Source organism: Micromonospora halophytica (assembly GCF_900090245.1).
Taxonomy (GTDB): domain Bacteria; phylum Actinomycetota; class Actinomycetes; order Mycobacteriales; family Micromonosporaceae; genus Micromonospora; species Micromonospora halophytica.
Genome location: NZ_FMDN01000006.1, coordinates 200,446 through 222,476 on the forward strand (window position 1 = coordinate 200,446; position 22,031 = coordinate 222,476).

The 22,031-nt window shown below is 73.2% G+C and carries 26 protein-coding genes; 14 read left to right on the forward strand and 12 right to left on the reverse strand.

Annotated features, from left to right (window positions below; translation table 11 throughout):
- Positions 1–165, forward strand: coding sequence for a hypothetical protein (locus GA0070560_RS28670; protein ID WP_170839368.1), 165 nt, complete (start codon positions 1–3; stop codon positions 163–165).
- Positions 165–515, forward strand: a complete 351-nt coding sequence (locus tag GA0070560_RS11715; protein WP_091294761.1) for a DUF3140 domain-containing protein — start codon at positions 165–167, stop codon at positions 513–515. The genes GA0070560_RS28670 and GA0070560_RS11715 overlap by 1 nt, the downstream gene beginning before the upstream one ends.
- A gap of 99 nt (positions 516–614) precedes the next feature.
- Here GA0070560_RS11715 and GA0070560_RS11720 read toward each other — a convergent pair whose 3' ends face one another.
- The 3 genes from GA0070560_RS11720 to GA0070560_RS11730 are packed head-to-tail and all read right to left on the reverse strand — an operon-like array spanning position 615 to position 2,533.
- Positions 615–848 carry a hypothetical protein gene (locus GA0070560_RS11720; RefSeq protein WP_091294763.1) on the reverse strand — a complete coding sequence of 78 codons (234 nt, stop codon included), beginning with the start codon at positions 846–848 and terminating at the stop codon, positions 615–617.
- A gap of 19 nt (positions 849–867) precedes the next feature.
- The gene (locus tag GA0070560_RS11725; protein WP_091294766.1) at positions 868–1,857 is read right to left on the reverse strand and encodes a LysR family transcriptional regulator; all 990 of its coding nucleotides are present in this window, start codon (positions 1,855–1,857) and stop codon (positions 868–870) included.
- 58 nt (positions 1,858–1,915) lie between these two features.
- Positions 1,916–2,533, reverse strand: a complete 618-nt coding sequence (locus GA0070560_RS11730; protein WP_091294769.1) for a hemerythrin domain-containing protein — start codon at positions 2,531–2,533, stop codon at positions 1,916–1,918.
- A gap of 180 nt (positions 2,534–2,713) precedes the next feature.
- On the opposite strand from GA0070560_RS11730, the gene GA0070560_RS11735 reads away from it, so the two are divergent.
- Positions 2,714–4,042 (forward strand): M20/M25/M40 family metallo-hydrolase, encoded by a 1,329-nt coding sequence (locus GA0070560_RS11735; protein WP_091294771.1) that lies wholly within the window; start codon positions 2,714–2,716, stop codon positions 4,040–4,042.
- Between the two features lie 46 nt (positions 4,043–4,088).
- Complete coding sequence (locus GA0070560_RS11740) at positions 4,089–4,754, forward strand: hypothetical protein (protein WP_091294774.1); 666 nt, start codon at positions 4,089–4,091, stop codon at positions 4,752–4,754.
- An 86-nt stretch (positions 4,755–4,840) separates the two neighbouring features.
- On the opposite strand, the gene GA0070560_RS11745 is transcribed toward GA0070560_RS11740, so the two are convergent.
- Positions 4,841–5,032, reverse strand: coding sequence for a DUF5703 family protein (locus tag GA0070560_RS11745; RefSeq protein ID WP_088978732.1), 192 nt, complete (start codon positions 5,030–5,032; stop codon positions 4,841–4,843).
- A 155-nt stretch (positions 5,033–5,187) separates the two neighbouring features.
- Between GA0070560_RS11745 and GA0070560_RS11750 the strand changes: the two genes are divergently transcribed.
- Entirely contained in the window at positions 5,188–5,658 is a 471-nt protein-coding gene (locus GA0070560_RS11750; RefSeq protein WP_091294776.1) for a GNAT family N-acetyltransferase, read from the forward strand.
- Between the two features lie 12 nt (positions 5,659–5,670).
- Here the strand turns inward: GA0070560_RS11750 and GA0070560_RS28675 are convergent, their stop codons facing one another.
- The 5 genes from GA0070560_RS28675 to GA0070560_RS11775 form a co-directional block, all read right to left on the reverse strand.
- Entirely contained in the window at positions 5,671–6,240 is a 570-nt protein-coding gene (locus tag GA0070560_RS28675) for a thioredoxin-like domain-containing protein (protein WP_091294779.1), read from the reverse strand.
- Positions 6,237–7,451, reverse strand: a complete 1,215-nt coding sequence (locus tag GA0070560_RS28680; protein ID WP_091294781.1) for a PqqD family protein — start codon at positions 7,449–7,451, stop codon at positions 6,237–6,239. Before GA0070560_RS28680 ends, GA0070560_RS28675 begins: the two co-directional genes overlap by 4 nt.
- Complete coding sequence (locus GA0070560_RS11765; protein ID WP_091294783.1) at positions 7,448–8,551, reverse strand: HesA/MoeB/ThiF family protein; 1,104 nt, start codon at positions 8,549–8,551, stop codon at positions 7,448–7,450. The genes GA0070560_RS28680 and GA0070560_RS11765 overlap by 4 nt, the downstream gene beginning before the upstream one ends.
- A 578-nt stretch (positions 8,552–9,129) precedes the next feature.
- Positions 9,130–10,149, reverse strand: coding sequence for an SseB family protein (locus GA0070560_RS11770; RefSeq protein ID WP_091294785.1), 1,020 nt, complete (start codon positions 10,147–10,149; stop codon positions 9,130–9,132).
- Positions 10,146–10,565, reverse strand: a complete 420-nt coding sequence (locus GA0070560_RS11775; protein WP_091294788.1) for a YbaB/EbfC family nucleoid-associated protein — start codon at positions 10,563–10,565, stop codon at positions 10,146–10,148. Before GA0070560_RS11775 ends, GA0070560_RS11770 begins: the two co-directional genes overlap by 4 nt.
- A gap of 94 nt (positions 10,566–10,659) precedes the next feature.
- Between GA0070560_RS11775 and GA0070560_RS11780 the strand changes: the two genes are divergently transcribed.
- The 3 genes from GA0070560_RS11780 (at position 10,660) to GA0070560_RS11790 (ending at position 13,191) form a co-directional block, all read left to right on the forward strand.
- Positions 10,660–10,989 carry a hypothetical protein gene (locus tag GA0070560_RS11780; RefSeq protein ID WP_091294791.1) on the forward strand — a complete coding sequence of 110 codons (330 nt, stop codon included), beginning with the start codon at positions 10,660–10,662 and terminating at the stop codon, positions 10,987–10,989.
- The gene (locus tag GA0070560_RS11785) at positions 10,986–12,068 is read left to right on the forward strand and encodes a WXG100 family type VII secretion target (protein ID WP_091294794.1); all 1,083 of its coding nucleotides are present in this window, start codon (positions 10,986–10,988) and stop codon (positions 12,066–12,068) included. The genes GA0070560_RS11780 and GA0070560_RS11785 overlap by 4 nt, the downstream gene beginning before the upstream one ends.
- 226 nt (positions 12,069–12,294) lie before the next feature.
- Positions 12,295–13,191 (forward strand): hypothetical protein, encoded by an 897-nt coding sequence (locus GA0070560_RS11790; RefSeq protein WP_091294797.1) that lies wholly within the window; start codon positions 12,295–12,297, stop codon positions 13,189–13,191.
- 4 nt (positions 13,192–13,195) lie between these two features.
- Here GA0070560_RS11790 and GA0070560_RS11795 read toward each other — a convergent pair whose 3' ends face one another.
- Positions 13,196–14,167 (reverse strand): aldo/keto reductase, encoded by a 972-nt coding sequence (locus GA0070560_RS11795; protein ID WP_091294798.1) that lies wholly within the window; start codon positions 14,165–14,167, stop codon positions 13,196–13,198.
- A 197-nt stretch (positions 14,168–14,364) separates the two neighbouring features.
- On the opposite strand from GA0070560_RS11795, the gene GA0070560_RS11800 reads away from it, so the two are divergent.
- From GA0070560_RS11800 to mshC, 6 genes are all read left to right on the forward strand, one after another.
- Complete coding sequence (locus GA0070560_RS11800; RefSeq protein WP_091294800.1) at positions 14,365–15,417, forward strand: LLM class F420-dependent oxidoreductase; 1,053 nt, start codon at positions 14,365–14,367, stop codon at positions 15,415–15,417.
- On the forward strand, positions 15,414–16,250 hold the full coding sequence (locus GA0070560_RS11805) for an undecaprenyl-diphosphate phosphatase (RefSeq protein ID WP_091294803.1): 837 nt from the start codon (positions 15,414–15,416) through the stop codon (positions 16,248–16,250). The genes GA0070560_RS11800 and GA0070560_RS11805 overlap by 4 nt, the downstream gene beginning before the upstream one ends.
- A 103-nt stretch (positions 16,251–16,353) precedes the next feature.
- The gene (locus tag GA0070560_RS11810) at positions 16,354–17,067 is read left to right on the forward strand and encodes an MSMEG_4193 family putative phosphomutase (RefSeq protein WP_091294804.1); all 714 of its coding nucleotides are present in this window, start codon (positions 16,354–16,356) and stop codon (positions 17,065–17,067) included.
- 112 nt (positions 17,068–17,179) lie between these two features.
- Positions 17,180–17,755: a DUF3090 domain-containing protein gene (locus GA0070560_RS11815; protein WP_091295053.1), complete on the forward strand. Its 576-nt coding sequence runs from the start codon at positions 17,180–17,182 to the stop codon at positions 17,753–17,755.
- Positions 17,752–18,570: an SCO1664 family protein gene (locus GA0070560_RS11820; RefSeq protein ID WP_091294806.1), complete on the forward strand. Its 819-nt coding sequence runs from the start codon at positions 17,752–17,754 to the stop codon at positions 18,568–18,570. Before GA0070560_RS11815 ends, GA0070560_RS11820 begins: the two co-directional genes overlap by 4 nt.
- A gap of 67 nt (positions 18,571–18,637) precedes the next feature.
- Entirely contained in the window at positions 18,638–19,876 is a 1,239-nt protein-coding gene (mshC, locus tag GA0070560_RS11825) for a cysteine--1-D-myo-inosityl 2-amino-2-deoxy-alpha-D-glucopyranoside ligase (RefSeq protein ID WP_091294808.1), read from the forward strand.
- A 114-nt stretch (positions 19,877–19,990) separates the two neighbouring features.
- Here mshC and GA0070560_RS11830 read toward each other — a convergent pair whose 3' ends face one another.
- A complete protein-coding gene (locus tag GA0070560_RS11830) occupies positions 19,991–20,782 on the reverse strand; it encodes a GntR family transcriptional regulator (RefSeq protein WP_091294810.1) in 792 nt (263 codons plus the stop codon).
- Positions 20,783–20,913: 131 nt separating this feature from the next.
- On the reverse strand, positions 20,914–21,783 hold the full coding sequence (locus tag GA0070560_RS11835) for a PAC2 family protein (protein ID WP_091294814.1): 870 nt from the start codon (positions 21,781–21,783) through the stop codon (positions 20,914–20,916).
- Between the last annotated feature and the right edge of the window lie 248 nt (positions 21,784–22,031).

The following is a 22,031-nucleotide window of genomic DNA, read 5'->3' on the forward strand; positions in this document are numbered from 1 at the left end:
ATGACCGAACCGGAGGAGACCAGGGAGAGCACCGAGCGCACCGAACCGATCCTCGCGCCTCCGACGGCGAACCCGGCCCGGGTCCAGGTGCCGCCGGAGGGCCTGAAGCAGCAGAGCGACGACGGGGACCCGGTGCCGTCCGGGCGACCGGAAGAGGAGGCGTGATGGTACGCGAGAAGCGACTCGACCCCGAGGTCGAGGTGATCTGGGACGACTTCCACGCCGAGGTGAACGTCCCCTCCGAGCAGCTGCGGCAGTGGCTGCTGACCCGGGGCTCCGGGGAGGAGTCGTTCGGGCCGAACCCGGATCTCGACCTGCCCGAGCCCGGCCGGCAAATCCTGCGGGTGCTCAGCAAACGCAAGGTGGACCTGACCCCGGAGGACATCGCGGTGATGCGGGAGGCGATCGACCGCATCCGGGCGCTGACCGCGGAGAAGCCGCGCGGCGGGAACGCCGACGACGAGTGGCGGCACTCCCTGCTGGACCTGGGCCACGACGTCCTCGTCGAACGCTGACCCGGCCACGGCGTGCGCCCGCGGACCGCTGCGGTCCGCGGGCGCCGCTCGTCGCACCCGGCGGCGGCGAGCCCGACGACGGCCCCACCGCTGTCGGGGTCAGGACTCCACGCTGGGCAGTTGCAGGCCGGCGGCGTCGGCGGCGGCCTGACGGTCGGCCAGGGTGCGTTCCTCCCGGCTGAGCAGGGTGGCGTACTCGGTGATGTCGGCCGGGTCGGGCACCTCCGGCAGTCGACGCAGGAAAGCCTCCACGTCACGAGCGGCGGCGGTGTGGGCGGCGGCGGCCTGACGCAGCAGTTCCCGCTGGTCGGCGGCGGGGTAGAGATCGGTCATACCGGCCTGATACCCGTCGTCACGCCGTTCGCACCCCCGGCTGGGCGGGCACCGTACGGGCGCCGAAGTCCGGGTGCCGCAGCAGCCAGGCCAGGTAGTCGGGGTGCGCGGCCAGGGAGTCGGTGTACGCGGCCACCGCGTGCTCCAGCACCGATTCGGCGACCCGGGCGGCGGGGGAGTCGGGGTGCCAGCCGAGCAGCAGCCGCCAGCGCAGTGGCGTGCCCGCCAGCCGGCGGGTCACCAGGCCGGCCACCGGGCGGAAGGTGGCCTGGCAGAGCGCCACCGCCTCCCCGGCGTCCACCAGGTCCATGCAGCCACGTACGTCGGCCTCGTACACCTTGCGTGGGGTGAAGCCGGCGCGGGCGCAGGCGGCGGCGAAGCAGTCGCCGAAGCATCCGTCGCCGGGCGCGGCGACCCACTGCTCGCGGCGCAGCTCGGCCAGGCTGACCTCGTCCCGGTCGGCCATCGGATGCGACTCGGGCAGCAGCACCAGCACCGGGTCGACCGCCACCTCCCGCCAGCTGAGGCCGAACTCGGTCGGCGGGGCAGCGTCGCCGCAGACGCCGGTCAACGCGAAGTCCAGCCGTCCGCCGGCCACCAGCGAGGCCAGCTCGTCGCCGGACCAGGAGGCGTACGTGGTGATCTGCGCCTGGGGCTGCTCCGCGGTGAGCCGGTGCACCAGCCGTCCGAGGATCGGGCTGTTCACCCCGCCGAAGCGGTACCGCCCGAGGGCGCCGTCCTGCCCGGCCAGCCGGGCCGCCTCGTCCTGCAGGCCCTTCATCGCCGGCAGCAGCACCCGGGCCCGGGCCAGCACCAGCTCGCCGAGCGCGGTCGGGCGGGCGCCTCGCCGGTCCCGTTCGAACAGCGGCCCACCGAGTGTGCGCTCGATGCGCTGGAGCTGCGCGGTCAGGGCCGGTTGTGCCAGGCCGAGGGTGGATGCCGCCTTGGTCACGCTCCCCGTCTCGGCGATCGCGCAGACCACCCGCAGGTGCCGCAGCTCCAGGTTCATAAGGTGACGGTAGGACCACGCACCGGCCGGGGGAAGGCCCCGAACGGATCGGCGTACGTCATTCCCCCGAGTCGCGGTGGAGATCGGCCGGGTACGTGCGCCGTCCGGTGACCGCATCGCGCACCTTGTCCACCACACCCAGCGCCGGTTCGACCACCCGGTTCCACGGCGGGCTCGCCGGGGTGCCGGGGTGCGGGCGGGTCGGGGCGGCCTCCTCGGCGATCTCCCAGCGGTTGCCCAGCCGGATCAGGTCGGCGTCGGAGGTCACCTCGCGCAGCCGCGCGGTCAGCACCCGCACCTCGTCGACGTGGTGGCGTACCCGTTCGGCCACCTCGGCCAACGTGCCGTCCTGCGGGCCGGTGACCGCCTTCAGCACGGTGAGCAGCGCGGCGTCCCCCGCCAGCACCGCCTCGACGCGGTCGGCGGCCTCGGGCAGCGCGGCCCGCACGGCCGGCAGCAGGTACTGCTCCTCGGCGGAGAGGTGGCGCGAGACCGCGGCGGTCAGCACCTCGACGACCTCCCGGCGTCCTTCGCCGTCCAGCTCCGGGTCGTCGACCTGGCCGGCGAGGCCGAGCAGTTGACGGTGCTCGGTGTCGGCGAGGTCGGCCACGCTGTGACCGCCGGGCCGGTAGGCGTCGTCGGCGGCGGGGGGCAGCGGGGGCAGGGGAACGGACATGGTGCCCTCCTCGGCGGGCGGCCGGGGGCGTTGGGGGAACGGCCGGCGCGACGGGCGGTGCGGGGACGCCGACGCGGTACCCGTACCCGCTGATGGTGAAACTCGCCGCGCCGGGCACGCGGGCCCGGCCACCGGCGGCCGGGCCGCCGTGGCGCACGGGCCGACTGGTAGAAAGAGGCGATGACGAGCGACGCCGCTTCCGCCCGACCCGACCCCACCGACGAGGTCGTGGAACTCTGCCGTGACCTGCTGCGTATCGACACCACCAACACCGGTGACAACGCCACCAGCGCCGGGGAGCGCCGCGCGGCCGAGTACGTCGCGGAGAAGCTCGCCGAGGTCGGTCTCGACGCCCAGATCCACGAGTCGGCGCCGGGGCGGGCCAACGTGGTCGCCCGGATCGCCGGCACCGACCCGGGCCGCGACGCCCTGCTGGTGCACGGCCACCTCGACGTGGTGCCGGCCGACGCCGACGAGTGGTCGGTCCACCCGTTCTCCGGCGAGGTCCGCGACGGCTACCTCTGGGGCCGGGGCGCGATCGACATGAAGGACTTCGACGCGATGGTGCTGGCCGTGGTGCGGCACTGGCAGCGCACCGGGGTCCGCCCGCCGCGCGACATCGTGCTCGCCTACACCGCCGACGAGGAGGCGGGCAGCGACTACGGCGCGCACTTCCTGGTGCAGCGCCACCGGGAGCTCTTCGACGGCTGCACCGAGGCGATCGGCGAGGTCGGCGGCTTCTCCTACTCGATCAACGACTCGCAGCGGCTCTACCTGATCGAGACGGCCGAGAAGGGGCTGGACTGGCTGCGCCTGCACGCCAAGGGCCGCCCCGGGCACGGCTCGTTCGTCCACGACGACAACGCCGTCACCGCACTGGCCGAGGCGGTCGCCCGGGTGGGGCGGCACAAGTTCCCGGTCACCGTCACCCCGACCGTGCGGGCCTTCCTGGAGGAGGTCTCCGACGTCCTCGGCGTGGAGCTGGACCCGGACGACCCGGAGACCGCGATCGCGAAGCTCGGCCCGATCGCCAACATCATCGGCGCGACCATCCGCAGCACCGCCAACCCGACCCGGCTCGCCGCCGGCTACAAGGACAACGTCATCCCCGGCCGGGCCACCGCCACCATCGACTGCCGCAGCCTGCCCGGCCAGTCGGAGATGCTGGAGCGCCAGCTGCGCGAGCTGGTCGGTCCGGACATCGAGATCGAGTACGTCCAGCGTCAGCCGGCCCTGGAGACCACCTTCGACGGTGACCTGGTCGAGGCGATGTCCGCGGCGCTGCGGGCGGAGGACCCGGGCGCCCGGCCGGTGCCCTACATGCTCTCCGGCGGCACCGACGCGAAGGCGTTCTCGCAGCTCGGCATCCGCTGTTTCGGCTTCTCCCCGCTGCGGCTGCCGGCCGATCTCAACTTCTCCGCCCTGTTCCACGGCATCGACGAGCGGGTACCGGTGGACGGGCTACAGTTCGGCGTGCGGGTTCTGGACCGGTTCCTGCGCGCCTGCTGACCTCGTCCGGTGCCGCGACCTGCTCCATTTTCGAAGGGATCACCTCATGACCGACCAGCACGGTGAGCTGGACGCCGCTCTCGAGCGTGTGATCGACGCCGCCCGGGCCCACCTGGCGGCCGTGCGCGCGGCCCAGGGGCGGATCGACGACGACGACGTCTGGCAGGCGTACGTGGCGTTGAACAACGCCTCGTACGCCTACGACGAGCAGCTGCTCGACGCGTTCGGCGAGGTCACCCCCTGGGACGTCGAGTCGATCGACCCGGACGAGGCCGACGAGCGGTTCGGCGGCGCCGAGGGGGCCGAGGCCACCGACGCGCACCCGCAGGTCATCTCGGTGCGCCAGCGCCGCGACTACCGGGTGCCGAGTGTCTCCGCGCTGATCCGGGTCGCCGAGGCGGCCCGCCGCGAGGGCACGCCCGAGGACGACGAGCCGGCGCCGGTCGAGGGGGTCGGCGAGGCGGTGCTGGAGCTGCTGCAGAGCGGCGACGGCTCGCTGAGCGCGCTGGACGTGCCGGAGCTGGAGCCGCTCGACGGCGTGGTGATGGTCAGCGAGGTCGGCACCCCGGTCGACCTGGAGTCCTTCGACGACGACGACGCGGTGGGTCCGTTCCAGCCGGCTGCCGACGACCGCCTGGTGGGGCGGCTCGACGAGCACCCCTTCCTCGACGAGGACGAGCACGAGCACGACCACGCCGGGCACCAGCACTAGGCACACCTGGTCATGCCGTTCCCGGGGCCCGACCGGCTGGTCCGGGTCCCGGGGACGCGCGCGGCCACGCCGGTCGGCGTACCCGCTCAGTAGGACAGGCCCGGCTGCGGCTGGGCGACCCGGCGACGGCGCAGCACGACCTGCCGCGTACCGTCCCGGAACAGCCGTACCCGGGCCAGCTCCCATCCGGAGAACTCCGCCTGGATCGCCAGCTGCGCCGCGGCGGTCAACCGGTCGACGTTCGGCGGCAACCGCAGCGGCGCGTACTCGTAGTCCATGTGTTCCATGCTGCCCAGCCCGGCGGCCGTTCGCCACCCCCGGTGGTTGGCTCGCGCCGCTGCCCGACGCCGCGTCCGGCGGGCGGGCCCGGGCGTCGTGTCCGATTCGTCCCCCAGGGCGGCCCGCCGCCCGGACCGGCGCCTAGGGTGCGGGCATGGTGACCGTCCGGCTGGAGCCGATGACCGACGCGCAGTACCTCCGCTACCGCGAGCGGGCCGAGGACGACTACGCCGCGAACATCGCCGCCAGCGGCGCAATGGCCCTGCCCGAGGCACGGCGCAAGGCGGGTGAGGACTGCGCTCGGCTGCTGCCCGACGGGCTGCGTACCGAGGGCCACCACCTCTGGACGGCGTACGACCGCGACGACGAGGTCGGCGTGCTGTGGCTGCACGTCGAGCGGCGCTCCGACGGCCTGCACGCCTTCGGCTACGACTTCGAGGTCCGCCCCGAGCTGCGCCGGCGCGGCTACGGCCGGGCGATCGCCGAGGCGGCCGAGCAGGTGTGCCGGGAGTGGGGCGCGGTGTCGATCGGGCTGAGCGTCTTCGGCTTCAACACCGGGGCGCGCGCCCTGTACGAGAAGCTGGGCTACGAGGTCACCGCGGTGCAGATGCGCAAGCGGCTGTGAGCACGCGGCGGCTCACGACGACACGCAGTCGGTGGCCCCGTCCTGCCAGCCGTGGTCGTAGCGCCCCGCCACCTTCGTGACGAACTCCTCGACGGCCCGCTCGTCGAGCCGGTCGAGCCGGTGCAGGCGCTGCCAGCCGGTGAGCCCGATGCCCTGCCCGAGGGCCGGGTACGGCGCGACCACCACGTCCCGGGGGTGGCGTCGGCCGAGGCGTTCCAGCGCGTCGACGTCGGCCGCCGGGACGTCCGGGGCGTACTGCACCAGCACATGTCCGTGCTCCAGCACGTGCACCTGCAACTCCGCCGGCACCGGGTCGCGGTAGATGCCCGGGACGACCACCCGGGGGGAGTGCGGCCCGGAGGTGGGCGGCATGGTCCGGTACGGCTCGTGCGGCGCGCCCTCGTACGGGATGTGCCGCTCGCCCTCGAACGGCTGCGGGGTGCCGGGCACCCGGTCGCAGGAAAGCGCGGCGGTGTCGTCGGTCAGGCCGAGGAGCACCCCGACGCCCAGGCTCGACATGGTGGCGACGCTGAGCACGGTGACGACGGCGCTGACCACCGTGCCGAGCCATCTGCGTTTCATGCGAGGGCCTTTCTCGTCCGGCGACGATTGCGCACGATCACGCCGAGGGGCAGCAGGATGTTGAAGGAGGCGAATACGAGTAGCGCGATCCCTTCCCACCAGTACGCGCTGGCGAGTGGTGCGCCGATGAGCACTCCGGCGGCCCAGCCGAACGTGACTTTCGCGCTCGGCCACAGAAAGTGGATCGCGAACCAGATCATCCAGATCAGACCGGCCAGGTAGAGCAGCCGGTACCAGCGCGACACCCGAAGATCGGTTCCGTGCGCGTTGTGCAGAATGGCGTTCTCCTCGGCGGTGAGCCGGCGTATCCGGCGTTTGAGGGACAACCGGGTGATCTGATGCAGGTTCCGGCACCCGGTGGCGGTCGCCATCACCAGGTACATGTCGGTGCGCAGGTAGGCCAGCGTCTGGAAGGCCAGCTTGACCGCCTGGCTGAACACCACCATGGCGAGGAACCGGACCAGCTCCGGCGGCAGCTCGACCCAGCCGCGCGACCAGGCGAAACGGGGCGCGACCGCGGCGAAGAGCAGTACCGAGTCGATGGCCATGCCGGCGAGGAACGGACCGTAGCGCCGCTCCGGCGGTAGCGCCCACAGCCCGGTCAGGTCGGTCTCCAGCACCGGGAAGATGCCCCGCCGCTCCACGCGCAACCGGGACGGCACCCCGACGGCCGCCCCGGCCAGGGCGTGCCACACCTCGTGCACGATCGTCAGGACGACCACCACCACGTTGGTGATCAGCAGGCTCAGCACCACGTCCGGGAAGATGAAGGTGTCCTCGTAGTGCGGCAGCAGGGACGGCTCGGCGGCGAACATCACCAGCGTGGCCAGCAGCGCGGCGACGTAACCGGTCCATGCCACCCGGCCGAACAGGGGCCGGACCAGGCGGGCGGGGATCCGCGACACCGACCAGTACCGGGCCGGCGGGGCCGCCGCCGCGTCGTCCGGACGGCCGTCGATGACGCCCGCCTCGACCAGCACCTCGACGAAGTCCAGGGCATCGACCGGCTCGCCGGTCTGGCGCTCCACCTCGTCGGCGGCCTCGGCCACCGAGCGGCCGGCGGCGAAGAGTTCGACCAGCCGGGCCCCCACCTCGCCGACGACGACGAAGGTGCCGGTGGCGGGGTCGCCGACGACGTACTCGTCCTCGTCCTCCTGCCGGACGACCAGGTTGCCGACGCGGGGCCGGCTGTCGAGCCCGAGCCCACTCACGCCTCCTCCTCGACCCAGCCGCAGGTTCCGCACGTGCGCCCCGGGCGCGGGTTCACCACGTAGTGGTAGGTCAGGTCGGTCAGGCTCAGGTGGAACATCCGCCCCCGGGTCGTCGTGGGGATGCCGCCGAGGTGGTAGACCGCGTCCAGCGCGGCCAGGTGGCCGGTGAGGTTGGCCGTCGGGGCGATCACCGCGTGGCCGGTGAACGGGAAGAGTTCCTCCGGCTCGGCGCCGTGGTGCTCCCGCAGCCGGTCGTTGACGCTGGGCAGGCAGGCCTGGCAGCAGGTCTGCCCGGGTACGAAGAGGCCGACCACCGCCATCGGACCGGCGTACTGGGCGATCATCCAGGGTGTGCCGGTCTCCAGGGCGGCCCGGTTCGTCCAGTCCCGGATCGCGTGCAGTGGCTGGTCGGCGCAGAGCACCAGCAGGTCCCGCCCGGCCATCAGCGCGGCGACCGACTCGACGGAGTCCACCCGGGTCTCCGTGCCGGTGACCGTCACGTACGGGTTCATCCGGGCCAACCGCCGCACGGCCACGTCGAGCTTCGGCCGGCCCACGTCGTCCTCGGTGTAGAGCAGCTGCCGGGTCAGGTTGGCCGGCTCGATCCGGTCGAAGTCGACGCAGTGCACCGTCCCGATGCCGGCGGCGACCAGGGACGAGGCGACGGCCGAGCCGGTGCCGCCCAGCCCGACGACCACGACGCTGCTCGCCTTCAGCCGGGCCTGCACCTCGTACCGGGACCGACGGGGGGTCAGGTCGACCCAGGCGTGGTAGGTCAGCGCGCGGTCGTAGCGGTCGATCTCGGCCGGGCTCAGGGCGGGTGGCACGGGGGCGGCGGCGTCCTCCACGTAGCCGGCGTCGATGATCGTCCGCAGCGCGTCGTCCGCCTCCTCCGGCTCCATCCCGGGGTGCCGGGCGAGCATCGCGGCGATGATCTCCGCGCGGGTGCGGGTGCCGTCCATCAGGGCGAGCAGCGCCCACAGCGAGCCGTCCTCGTCGTCGATCTCCGCCCCGATGCCCATCTGCCGACCGCCGATGCTGATCAGCGTGGGGCTCAGCCGTACGGGTTTGTGGATGCCCTTGATCCGGGGGCGCAGCATCCGTGACCTCCTCCGCGAAGGGTGACCGGGGCGCGGCGAGCCGCGCCCCGGTCGGGAACGTGATCAGCCGCAGAGGTCGTTGCGGCAGCCCGGGTCGATGATGGCGGCGGTGGTCTCGAGCTTCTCCAGCTTGCGCACGACGACCTTGGCCGGCTTGCGCTTGACGTCGGTCTTACGGTCCACGGTTTCCTCCAACGAATTGAGAGGGACGACGCGGCGAGCTTGCTCACGTCGCACTCATTAGAGCACCGCGAACAATGGCTCTCAATATTTAGTTCTGTCAAAACCTGGACGCGCTGATGGTCTGTATTCGGATATCCGTGGCGGGTGTCGGAAAACGGACGAGATAAATGCCCCGTGAGTGCCGCTGTGTGGCTCAACCCCGGGTTTCGGGGCACAACAGCCCTGCCGGGTTGATCGAATTATGGGTGCCCGACGGTCGGTAAATGGGGATCGGTCGACATGACCCCGCTGCGCGCGTCTTTGCCACGATCCGGGACGACGAGGGCACGCAGGGTCACCGTCCTGGCCTGCCCCGCCACCACGGACCGGCGAGTGCGACCGGACCCTCGGCCCGGCTACCGACCTCCGTCGGCGGACGGCCCGGGCGGGGCGGCGCCGAGTCCGGCCGGGCCGGGCGCGGCACCGGCAGGGTCGGGCGCGCTGCCGACCCCGGCCGGGCTCGGCGCGGTGCGCGCGCCGTCCGGTGCGACGAGCCCGGCGACGTCGTTGGCGGCCAGCAGTGCGCTCAGCGCCGGCGCGCTGAGCGTCAGCCCGTGCGGGGCGCCCGGGTCGACGGACAGCCCCCAGCCCCGGTCCGGCCAGTCGGCCAGCAGGTCGGCGGCGGGTGCCGCGACGAACGGCACGCCGGCGCCGGCGAACGCGGTGAGCGTGTCCGGCGAGGTGAAGACCGGCAGCAGTGGCTCTCCGCCCGCGCCCAGCACGACGGTCCAGGGGAACTCCCGGTCGGGCGTCGGCTCGCCGGCCAACGGCACGCACACCCCGCCGGTGAGCAGCACGCCCAGGTAGCCGGGCAGGTCGTGGCGGGCCGCCGCCTCGGCGAGCAGGCCGGTGGCGTCGGCCGTGGCCTCCCGCCCCGCCGGGGAGCCGGCGTCCGGCCCGGGGTCGTCGTCGGCCCGGTGCCGTCCCCCGGCCGTCCGGTCCGCCCCGCCGCCGGGCGGCACGGCGTCGGCGGGTGAGGTCCCGCCGTGTCCCGGTGGTGGGTCCGCGACCGGGGTGGCCGCGACGGGGTCGGTGATCGGCTCGCCCGCCGGCAGGACCCGGCAGGCCAGCGCGGCGGGGTCGGTGGTCAGCACGGCCGCCGCGGTACGGCAGGCGAAGCCGCTCCACCAACGCAGCGCCTCCGGCGTGCGGGGTGTCTCGTACCAGAAGGCGCTGCCGTCCGGTGTGGCGTGCCAGCCGAGGTCGGCCAACTGCCGCGCGTCGTGCGGCGGGCAGATCCCCCGCACGGTCGCCCGCCGCACCGCCAGGTGCAGGCGGCGGGTCCCGACGGCGAGTTCGAGGTCGGTGTCGCGGTCGCAGCGGACCAGCGAGTCGTGCAGCCGTGCCACGATCTGCGGCCAGCCCGGGGAGGTCATGCCGACTGCCCCGGCAGGCGGCGCTCCAACCGTTCCAGTCGGCCCATCGTCTCGTCGAGGCGGCCGAGCGCGGAGAAGTCGCCGGGCGCGCCGAACAGGTCGCCGAGGCTCGACCCCAGCTTCACGTCCAGCCCCTCGGTGCGCTCCTGGATCTGCTCCGTCGCCGCGGTCCGGGCCTTGCGGTACGCCTGAAGGACCATGTCGGACAGTCCCTGGCTGCCGGCGCGCAGGGCGACCGGCTCGAACGTCACGTCGGTCAGCTCTCCGGCCACGTCGACCGTCACCGTGACCAGGCCGGTGTCGTCGGTCCCGGTCGCACGGAAGGCGGCCAGTTCGTCCTGCAGGCCGGCGAACTGCTGCTCGATGGCGGCCAGCCGGCCGGCGAGCGCGTCGAAAGCGGATGCTGGATCGGTCATCCCTCGTTCCTCCCCGTCCTGGCGTCGACCGGGGTGGCGGCCGACGGCCGGTGGATCGTATCGTCACTGCGCCGACTGACAGGGGGAAGCGGCGATGCCGGACATCGAAGTGGACGTGGCGACGGTCCGTCGCCTGCAGGCTGCCGCGGCGGAGGCCGCCGCCGGGCTGGGCGGGCTGCACACCGCCATCGCGGGGGCCGCGGAGGTGCCCCCCGGTGCGTTCGGTCACCTGCCCTTCGCCAGCGACATCCTGCGCGACAAGTACGCCGAGCAGGTGCGCGGCGGCATGGAGATGTTCCGTGCCGGGCAGGACGCCTTCGACCGGGTGGGGACCTCGCTCGGGGCCACGGCGGACTCGTACGAGCGCAACGAGCAGCAGATCGACGCCGGCTTCACCGCGATCCGCTCGGGGCTGGGCCGATGAGCGGGCCCGCGGGCAGCGCCGTCGAGCTCTGGAACAACATCGACGGCGCACTGTCCACGGTGGACAAGGCGGTCGACAGTGTCTGTCGTACCCTCGCCTGGCCGCTGATCCAGCTGGTCGACATGGTCGACGGCGACCCCGAGGTGCTGCGGGCGCACGCGACGCAGTGGGACGCGGTCGCAGCCCGGGTACGCGAGATCGCGCTCAACCACCGCAGCGTCCGTGAGGCCGAGCGGTCCGGCTGGCGTTCACCGGCGGGCGACGCGTACGGGCAGCGCCTCGCCGGGACCGAGCAGCAGTTGCTGGACGTGGCAGACCAGTTCACGGCGACCGCGGAGTACCTCCGGGGGGTCGCCGACGGGTTGCAGATCACCCACGAGGTGCTGGTCGACATCTGCGTCGAGTTCGTCAACTTCCTGCTGGTCACCCTGATCACCGCGTTGCTGATGGCGCCGTTCACGGCCGGCGCGTCCTGGGCCACCGGCATGGCGGTCACCGCCACCCGCTTCATGATCACTCTGGCCCGGGCCGTGAAGGCCATCCGGCCGCTGGCGACCCACCTGCCGAAGGTGGTCCGGCTGCTGGAGCGGATCATCCTCAAGCTGGAGAAGATCATCACCCAGCTGCAGAAGCTGGGCCGGCACCTGAACAAGCTCGCGGACAAGCAGAAGGCCCTGATGAAGGGCCAGAAGTACGCCGACAAGCGGGCTGCCGCCGGCAAGGCGGACAAGTGGTACCACAAGGTTACCGACCCGGCGAAGGGCACCTTCAAGCTCGGCAAGTCCGGCTCGCCGTTCGACATGGGCATGTTCGACCGGATGGGCGCGCTGCGCAACAACGGCCTCGTCGACGGCGGCAAGATCATCGCCCGGGACTGGGCGACCAACCTGCCCTGGAACATCCCCAACACCGTCATCCACGGCGTCACCTGGGGCACCGTCGCGATCGGCACCGGGCTGTCCGTGCCCGGCTCCGAGCAGGTCGGCGACCAGGTGCAGGAGGCCGTGCAGAGCGGGGCCGACTGGATCGACCAGAACGTCTTCGGGCAGCCGCCCGCCGGGCAACCGGCGGGCCGGTAGCCGTCCGGGCCGTCCCGGCGGGGGATCATCCGATCGGGATCGCCGGTGTCGGCGAGGGGCCGCTCCACCGCGGGCACCGGCACGGTCGCGGCGGGCACGGACACGAGCACGCGCCGCGCTCGCCCGGCGGTGGGTCCGGCTCGACCGGGTCGGCCACAATGTCCTCGGACCACCCACCGGGCCCGGCCACCGGCGCGCAGGCGACCGCCATGACGGAGAGGACGACATGACCGGAGCGTGGAACCGGATCACCCGGCTGACCGGCTCGGTGGTGGGTCAGGCGCGCAGCGTCCGCGACAAGGCCCGGGAGCTGCGCGAGGAATTCCGCGGCACCGACGAGCCGGAGCGGCTGCTGGTGGCGCCCCTGGTGCCCGGCCAGCAGGTCCGCTACGTCAGCCAGTTCGGCTTCTACAGCGACGAGTACCACAAGATGGGCGCGCAGTTCGCCGACCAGGTGGGCGACGCCCTCGCCGACTCGTTCGACCCCCGGGTGCTGTTCGGGCTGCTGAACATCGTCAACCCGGTCGCCTGGGTCGACGCGGTGATCACCCCGGTGCGGATCGCCGCCGGTGTGCTCACCCTGCCCGCCAAGGCGGTGGTGGCAGGCGGGACGGATGCCGGGCGGGTACGGGACGGGCAGCTCGTGCCGCCGAGGCGGCCGCTGCCGCTCACCGGAGAGCAGGAGGCGTTCCGGGCCCTGTTCGGCTTCGACGCGTACGAGCCGCTCGCCGACCAGCTCGCCGAGTTCACCTACCACTACCGGTACGCGTTCAGCGGCGACCTGACCAGCCTCGCCGGCGGCATGCTGCTGTTCCTGGCCCGGTTCACCGACACCCCGGTCGCGGTCACCGACACCCACCTGCACGTGCTGGAGCTGCCCGAGCGTCCCGCCCCGGGCCAGCCGGACGGGCGTCGGCCCCGGCTGTTGTGGAGCGTCGAGCGGCGCCGCCTGGCCCGGATCGACTTCGACTACGGCCCCACCCGGCTGCTGCAGTTCCCGGCGACGATCGTCTTCGACGACGGCTCCTGGATCCACGTGGTGAACCCGACCACCAGGGACGACCAGAACCGCTTCCTCCAGGCGTTGGAGGGCGTCCCCGGCAAGCGGCCCGCCGGCCGCTGAGCGCTCAGCCGTCCCGCTCGGGGTAGCCCACCGGCACGGCGGAGACGTCGTCCAGCGCGGTGGTGATCTCCTCCGGCAGGGTCATTCGTTCCACCTGCAACGCGCCGAGCAGTTGACCCACCGTGCGCGCGCCCAGGATCGGCGCGGTCACCCCGGGCCGGTCCCGGATCCAGGCCAGCGCCACCTCCAGCGGTGAGACGCCCAGCCCGCCGGCCGCGATGGCGACCGCCTCCACGATGCTGGAGCAGCGCGGTTCCAGGTAGGTGGTGACGAAGCGTTCGAAGTGCGCCGAGGCGGCCCGGGAGTCCGCGGGCCGCCCGTTGCGGTACTTGCCGGTGAGCACCCCCCGGCCCAGCGGCGACCAGGGCAGCACGCCCAGCCCGAGCGCCGCGCACGCCGGCAGCACCTCCCGCTCCACGCCCCGCTCCAGCAGCGAGTACTCCACCTGTGCGGCGACCACCGGAGCCCGCCCCGGCCAGGCGGCCTGCCAGGCGGCGGCGCGGGCGGTCTGCCAGCCGGAGAAGTTCGACACGCCGACGTAGCGGACCCGGCCGCTGGCCACCGCGTGATCCAGCGCCGCCAGGGTCTCCTCCAGCGGGGTGTCCGGGTCGTACCCGTGCACCTGCCACAGGTCGACGTGGTCGGTGCCCAGCCGGCGCAGCGACGCGTCGAGGGTGCGCAGCAGGTGGCCCCGGGAGCCGTCGCGCCGCCGTCCGCTGCCCGGCCGCAGGCCCGCCTTGGTGGCGATGAGCACCTCGTCGCGGGGGACGAGAGCACCGAGCAGCGAGCCGAGCACCGACTCGGCGTCGCCGTCGCCGAAGACGTCGGCGGTGTCGACCAGGTTGCCGCCCGCGTCGAGGTAACTCTTCAGCTGGGCGGCCGCGTCGTCGGCATCGGTGTCCCGACCCCAGGTCATGGTGCCGAGCGCGAGCCGGGAAACCGCCAGCCCGCTTCGGCCGAGCGGTCGCTGTTGCATGGGTGAACCTTATTTCGAACCCGGCGTCACGGATATCCTCGCTCCCGTCATGTCTGGCCCCTGCGTCGCCGATCCGACCGTCGGCGGGGTCCGTGCCGGTCGTCGACCGCCCGCACGGGTGGGGTGAGCCGGTGATCGGGGCCACCTCCGCCATTGCGTACCCTGGTGCGACCTGTGCTGCGGATGGGGGAGGACCAGTGCGACTCGGGCTCAGCCTCGGATATCAGACGGCGTGGAGCACACCCGCCGACCACCTCGCGCTCGCCCAGGAGGCGGACCGGCTCGGCTACTCGGTGGTGTGGGCCGCCGAGGCCTACGGCTCCGACTCGCCGAGCATGCTGGCCTGGATGGCCGGCCAGACCGAGCGGATCGACGTGGGCAGCGCGGTGATGCAGATCCCCGCCCGGACCCCGGCGATGACCGCGATGACCGCGGCCACCATCGACGCGCTCTCCGGCGGCCGGTTCCGGCTCGGCCTGGGCGTCTCCGGTCCTCAGGTCTCCGAGGGCTGGCACGGCGTACGCTTCGCCAAGCCGCTCGCGCGGACCCGGGAGTACGTCGACATCGTGAAGCTCGCGGTGGCCCGCAAGGAGGTCGCCTACGACGGCGAGCACTACACCCTGCCGCTGCCCGACGGGCCGGGCAAGGCGCTGCGGCTGGGTTTCCACCCGCCGCGCGAGCACATCCCGATCTACCTGGCCGCCGTCGGCCCGAAGAACCTCGAACTGGCCGGCGAGATCGCCGACGGCTGGCTCGCCGTCTTCTACGCTCCCGAGTTCGCCGAGGAGCAGCTCGCCTCGGTCAGCGCCGGCCGGGCGAAGGCCGGCAAGGAGCTGGCCGGCTTCGACGTCGTCCCCTCGGTGCCGGTGGTGGTCGGCGACGACATCGCCTCCTGCGCGGAGCTGGTCCGGTGGTACGCCGCCCTCTACGTCGGCGGCATGGGCAGCCGGCAGCAGAACTTCTACAACCAGCTCGCCACCCGGATGGGCTACGGCGACGCGGCCCGCGAGGTGCAGGACCTCTACCTGGCCAAGCGGCAGCGTGACGCCGCCGCGGCGGTGCCGATGGAGTTCATCGACCGCACCTCGCTGCTCGGCCCGAAGGAGCGTATCGCCGAGCGGATGCGGGAGTACGCCGCCGCCGGGGTGACCACCCTGTCGGTGACCCTCTTCGTGGCCGACCGGGACAGCGGCGTGCAGACCCTGCGTACCGTGGCCGAGGCCCTCGACCTCTCCGGGGTCGGCGAGTGACCTGGGTCGAAGCCATCGTCCTGGGCATCGTCCAGGGACTCACCGAGTTCCTGCCGGTCAGCTCGTCGGGACACCTGCGGATCACCTCCGCGATCTTCTTCGACCGGGACGCCGGCGCCTCCTTCACCGCGGTCACCCAGCTGGGTACCGAGGCGGCGGTGCTGATCTACTTCGCCAAGGACATCTGGCGGATCACCCGGACCTGGCTGGTCGGCCTGCGGGACCGCTCGGTGCGCGCCAGCCTCGACTACCGGATGGGCTGGTACGTCATCGTCGGCTCGATCCCGATCGGGCTGTTCGGGTTCCTCTTCAAGGACCAGATCCGGGAGACCGCCCGCAACCTGTGGGTGGTCGCCACCACGCTGATCGTCTTCGCCTTCGTGCTGGCCTTCGCCGAGTACTGGGGCCGGCAGACCCGCACGCTGGAGAACTTCCGGATGCGCGACGGCGTCGTGATGGGCTTCGCCCAGGCGATGGCGCTGATCCCGGGGGTGTCCCGCTCCGGCGGCACGCTCACCGCCGGCCTGCTGCTCAACCTGACCCGGGAGGCGGCGGCGCGGTACTCCTTCCTGCTGGCCATCCCGGCGGTGGTGATGTCGGGGATCTTCAGCGTCGGTGACGTGTTCGAACCGGCCGCGCCGGGCACCTCGGTGCCGACCGTGGCGCAGATGGTGGTGGCCACCGTGATCGCCTTCGCGATCGGCTACGCGGCCATCGCCTGGCTGCTGCGCTACGTCGCCCACCACACCCTGTACGTCTTCGTGCTCTACCGGGTGGCGCTCGGCACGCTGGTGCTCGCGCTGCTGCTCACCGGCACGATCAGCGCCACCTGAGCCAGCCGCCCGGCGTCGGTACGCCGGGTGGACGCGACATCGCCGGCGGCCCCCGACACCACCTGTGTGCCGGGGGCCGCCGGCTGTCCGGGCCGCCCGTAGGGTGGACGGCGTGGCGACCCTTCTGCTTCTGCGACACGGCCGGACGACGGCGAACGCCGACGGCGGGCTGGCCGGCCGCCAGCCGGTCGAGCTCGACGACACCGGCCGTGCCCAGGCCGCCGCCGTCGGCGAGCGGCTGCGCGGGCTGCCGTTGGCGACGGTGGTCACCAGCCCGCTGATCCGCTGCCGGCAGACCCTGGAGCTGGCGCTGCCGCAGGCCGCGCCGGTGGTCGAGGAGGGGCTGATCGAGTGCGGCTACGGCGCCTGGGAGGGGCAGCCGCTGAAGAAGCTGGCCAAGGAGCCGCTCTGGCCGGTCGTGCAGCAGCACCCCAGCGCCGTGGTCTTCCCGGCGGGGGAGTCGATGGCCGCGATGGCCGCCCGGGCGGTCGCCGCGGTGCGCACCTGGGACGCCCGGGTGACCGCCGAGCACGGCCCCGAGGCGGTCTGGCTGGCGTGCAGCCACGGCGATGTGATCAAGGCCATCGTGGCGGACGCGCTCGGCGTACACCTGGATCTGTTCCAGCGCATCGTCGCCGACCCGGCGTCGGTCACCGCGATCCGCTACACCCCGCTGCGCCCCTTCCTGGTCCGGCTCAACGACACCGGCGGTGACCTGGCCGCGCTGGTGCCGCCGCCGCCGAAGCGGCGCCGGCGGGCCAGTCGGCGGGCCGACTCCGACGCCGCCGTGGGTGGCGGCGCGGGGGCCGCCGGCTGAGCGGCGCCGCCACGCCGGGGGCGTTCGCGCGCCGCCCGCGGCGTTTCGCCCTCGGCTGAACCACCCTCGGTGCGGTACGCGACGCTTCCGCCCGCCGGATAGGGTCGTGGGCATGACCCACCAGGTGCACGCCTTCGAGCCGCCGGAGCGGTTCGTCGCCGGGACCGTCGGGCCGCCGGGGGAGCGCACGTTCTTCCTGCAGGCGCGCGGCGGCGGCCGGCTGGTCAGCGTCGCGCTGGAGAAGGTGCAGGTGTCCCTGCTCGCCGAGAAGCTGGAGGAGCTGCTCGCCGAGGCCCAGCGCCGCTTCGGTGTCCAGCTGCCCGAGGCGTCGGCCGCGCTCGGTGACAACGACCCGCTGGACACCCCGGTCGACGAGGAGTTCCGGGTCGGCACCCTCGGCCTGGCCTTCGACGTCGACAGCGCGACCGTGGTGATCGAGGCGATCGCCGCCGGTGAGACGGAGGTCGAGGTCGAGCTCGGCGGCGACGACGAGGACGACGAGGACGACGAGGAGCCGGACGAGGATCTCGACCGGCTCCGGGTGCGGCTGACCCCCGAGGCGACCCGTGAGTTCATCGAGCGGGCCCGCCGGGTGGTCAACGCCGGTCGGCCACCCTGCCCGCTCTGCGGGCAGCCACTCGACCCCGCCGGTCACCTCTGCCCGCGGCACAACGGCTACCACCGGTGACCTCGTCGGAGTTGCAGCCCCGCCACGACGGCAGTGCGGCGCTCCGGCTGCTGCGCGACGGCGAGCTCGACATCGAGGGGCGGCTGGTCGACGCCTCCAACACGACCCTGCGCGGGATTCTGACCCTCGACGGGCGAACCGCCCGCTGCGTCTACAAGCCGGTACGCGGGGAGCGTCCACTCTGGGACTTCCCCGACGGCACCCTGGCCGGGCGGGAGGTCTCGGCGTACCTGGTCTCCCGGGCCACCGGGTGGGGCCTGGTGCCGCCGACGGTGCTGCGGGACGGGCCGTTCGGCCCCGGCTCCTGCCAGCTCTGGATCGACGAGCCGGAGGACGCGGAGCCGCTGGTCGGGTTCGTCCCCGCCGCGGCGGTGCCGCCGCGCTGGTTCCCGGTCGCGGCCGCCCGGGACGACGACGGGGCCGCGTACGCGCTCGCCCACGCCGACGACCCGCGGCTGGCCCGGCTCGCGGTGCTCGACGCGGTGCTCAACAACGCCGACCGCAAGGGTGGGCATGTGCTGGTCGGCCCGGACGACCGGCTCTACGGCGTCGACCACGGCGTCTGCTTCCACGTCGAGGAGAAGCTGCGTACGGTCCTGTGGGGCTGGGCGGGCCGACAGTTGCCGCCGGACGTGGTCCAGATGCTCGACACCCTCGCCGGTCTGGTCGCCGGTGAGCTGGGCGAGGAGCTGGCCGAGCACCTGACCCTCGGTGAGGTCGCCGAGCTGGCCGCCCGTATCGACCGGCTGCGCGAGACCGGTCGCTACCCGCAACCACCGCAGGACTGGCCGGCGATGCCCTGGCCGCCCATGTGAGCCGTTGTCGTGTTGATCACCCGGAGGGTGCCCACCCGCGGCCTGACGGCTCGTTAGGCTGACGGTCATGGAGTCTTGGGCGGGACACGAGGTGCCACGGCTGCCGGGGAACGGCGGGCCGCTGAGCTTGTACGACTCGGCCCGGCGCGGTGTCCACCCCAGCCGGCCCGACGGCGCGGCCCGCATGTACGTCTGCGGTATCACCCCTTACGACGCCACCCACCTGGGGCACGCCGCCACCATGATCACTTTTGATCTGGTGCAGCGGATGTGGCGCGACGCCGGCCTGACCGTCCGGTACGTGCAGAACGTCACCGACATCGACGATCCGTTGCTGGAGCGGGCCGAGCGCGACGGCGAGGACTGGAAGGTCCTGGCCATGCGGGAGACCGCGCTGTTCCGCGAGGACATGGAGGCGCTGCGGATCATCCCGCCGGCGCACTACGTCGGCGCGGTGGAGTCGATCCCGGACATCGCCGAGAAGGTGCAGGTGCTGCTCAAGGACGGCGCGGCGTACCGGCTCGACGACGGTACCGGCGACGTCTACTTCGACGTCAGCGCCGCACCGGCGTTCGGCTACGAGTCCAACCTGACCCGGGAGCAGATGCTGGAGATCTTCCCGGAGCGTGGTGGCGACCCCGACCGGGCCGGCAAGCGTGACCCACTGGATCCGCTGCTCTGGCGCGGGGCCCGCGAGGGGGAGCCGTCCTGGCCCGGTGGCGAGCTGGGGGCCGGCCGCCCCGGCTGGCACATCGAGTGCGCGGTGATCGCGCTGAACCTGCTCGGCGACCGGATCGACGTGCAGGGCGGCGGCAACGACCTGCTCTTCCCGCACCACGAGTGCTCCGCCGCGCACGCCGAACGGCTCACCGACGCGGCGCCCTTCGCCGATCACTACGTGCACGCCGGCATGATCGGCCTCAACGGCGAGAAGATGTCGAAGTCCAAGGGCAACCTGGTCTTCGTCTCCCGGCTGCGGGCCGACCGGGTCGACCCGATGGCTGTCCGGCTCGGGCTGATGTCCGGCCACTACCGCGCCGACCGCACCTGGACCGACGAGCTGCTCGATGCCGCGCAGGCGCGGCTGGCCCGCTGGCGGCGGGCTGCCGCCGCGCCGATCGGGCCGTCCGGGGAGGCGTTCCTGGCGGGGGTACGCGCCCGGCTCGCCGACGACCTGGACACCCCGGGAGCGCTCGCGCTGGCCGACGACTGGGCCGAGCGGACCCTCGCCGGCGCCGCCGACGACCCGCAGGCCCCGGCGCTCTTCACCACCACCGTGGACGCCCTGCTCGGCGTCCGCCTCTGAACCCTCGCCCCGTCGCTCGCCCCTGCCTGCCGTCGATCTTGCAGTTCCGGCCGCCGACTCGCGGCTTCCGCACCTTTCGTCGCGGCCCGAACTGCAAGATCGTCGAAGCCGCGGTCAGCCGAGCACCAGGCCGGGGTCGGGGTCCTGTTCCGGGGCCGGGGCGGGGATGCGGTACTCCTCGGTGAGGGTGGTCATCGGGCCGGGCCAGGTGGCCTGGGCGACCTCGATCGGCTTGCGGTCACCGTCGTAGGCGACGTGCAGCAGGTGCAGCACCGGTGTGTCGGGGCGGATCTGGAGGGTCTCGGCCTCCTCCCGGCTGGGCTGCCGGGCGCTGATGGTGTCGGTCGCCGAGACGTACCGCCGGCCGGTGGCCTCTTCGGCCTCCTGGTAGAGCGGCCGGCCGAACGCCTCGGCGCGTTCCAGCGAGGTGCCGGCGGTGTCCTTCGGCAGGAACCAGGAGGCGCCCACCTCGACCGGTGAGTCGTCGGTGCGCACCAGGTGCCGGCGGCAGAGCAGGTCGGTGCCGTCGGGTACGCCGAACGCGTCGGCCACCTCCGGCGGGGCCGGCGCGCGGCCGACCTGGACGAGTTGCTGTCGGTATCGGGCGGCGAGGTCGGTGTGGTAGCCGCGGAAGCCGCCGTACCGGCCGCGGGAGAGCCGGTTGAGCCGGCGCCGGGTGCCGCGGACGTACGTGCCGGAGCCGGGCTTGGTGATCAGGATGCCCTCGACCCGCAACTGGTCGACGGCGCGCTGCACGGTCTGCTTCGCCACGCCGAACATCTCGGCGATGGCCGGGATGGACGGCAGCCGCTCGCCCGGTGCCCAGTCGCCGCGGCGCACCTGGGCCTTGAGCTGCGCGGCGATCTGCCGGTGCGGGAACTCGGCGGCCCCCGGGTTGATCTGCACGCCCGCCTCCTCTTGACAGCTAGGTTCCTAGGATGCCGTAGAGGTGGTGACGTCGCCACCCCGGACACGCGAAAAGACCCGGCCCCCGGACGTTTCGTCGTCCGGGGGCCGGGTCGGTGTAGGGGGAGGGGCTACCAGGAGCCTGCGGTCGGGCCCGCCGAGCCACCCCGGCGGCGCAGGTACTTCTCGAACTCCTGGGCGATCTCGTCGCCGGTCAGCGGGGTGATGCCGGCGTCGCCGACGCGCTCCTCCAGCTCACGGACGTACTCGCCCAGCTCGGCGTCCTGCTCGGCCGCGCCGCGCACCCGCTGCTCCCACTCGGCGGCCTCCTCGGCCAGGTCGGCCATCGGCACCGGCAGATCCAGCACGTCCTCCACCCGGTGCAGCAGCGCGAGGGTGGCCTTCGGGCAGGGCGGGTTGTTCGCGTAGTGCGGTACGTGCACCCAGAACGAGACGGCGTCCACCTGGGCCCGGATGCACGCGTCGTGCAGTACCCCGACGATTCCGGTCGGTCCGTCGTAGCGGGTGGGGGTGAGCTGGTAGCGCTCGGCTGCCGCCGCGTCGGAGGCACTGCCGCTGATCGGCAACGGTCGGGTGTACGGCACGTCGGCCAGCAGCGCGCCGAGCAGCACCACCCGTTCCACCTCCAGGCTGTGGCAGATCTCCAGCACCTGCTCGCAGAAGGTGCGCCAGCGCATGCTCGGCTCGATGCCCCGGATCAGCACCACGTCCCGCTCGGTGCCCTCCGGGCTGGCCACCATGAACCGCGTGGTGGGCCACTCGACCCGCCGGGTCTCGCCGTCGGCCATGCTGATCGTCGGTCGGCTGACCTGGAAGTCGTAGAAGTCCTCCGGGTCCAGCTCGGTGACCGGTCGGGCCTGCCAGACCTGTTCCAGGTGCTCCACGGCGGCGGTCGAGGCGTCCGCGGCGTCGTTCCACCCCTCGAAGGCGGCGATCGCCACCGGGGACCGCAGCACCGGCAGCCCGTCGAACTCGGTCACGCCGTCACCTCACCCTGCTCGTCGGGGACGGCGCCGGGCGTCCGCCCGCTCGTCCGTCCGCCTACGACAACTCCAGCTCGGCGCGTCTGACGCCGCGCCGCGACCTGGAGCTGTCGCACGGTCGCGTCGCTGATGTCCTTCACGTCCGTCAGCCTACGTGCCGTGGCTGGACACGGCCCGTCGGCCGCGCCGGTCCGCCGATCCGCCAGGCGGCGAACCGGTACGAATCGGAAACGGTGATTCCGCTG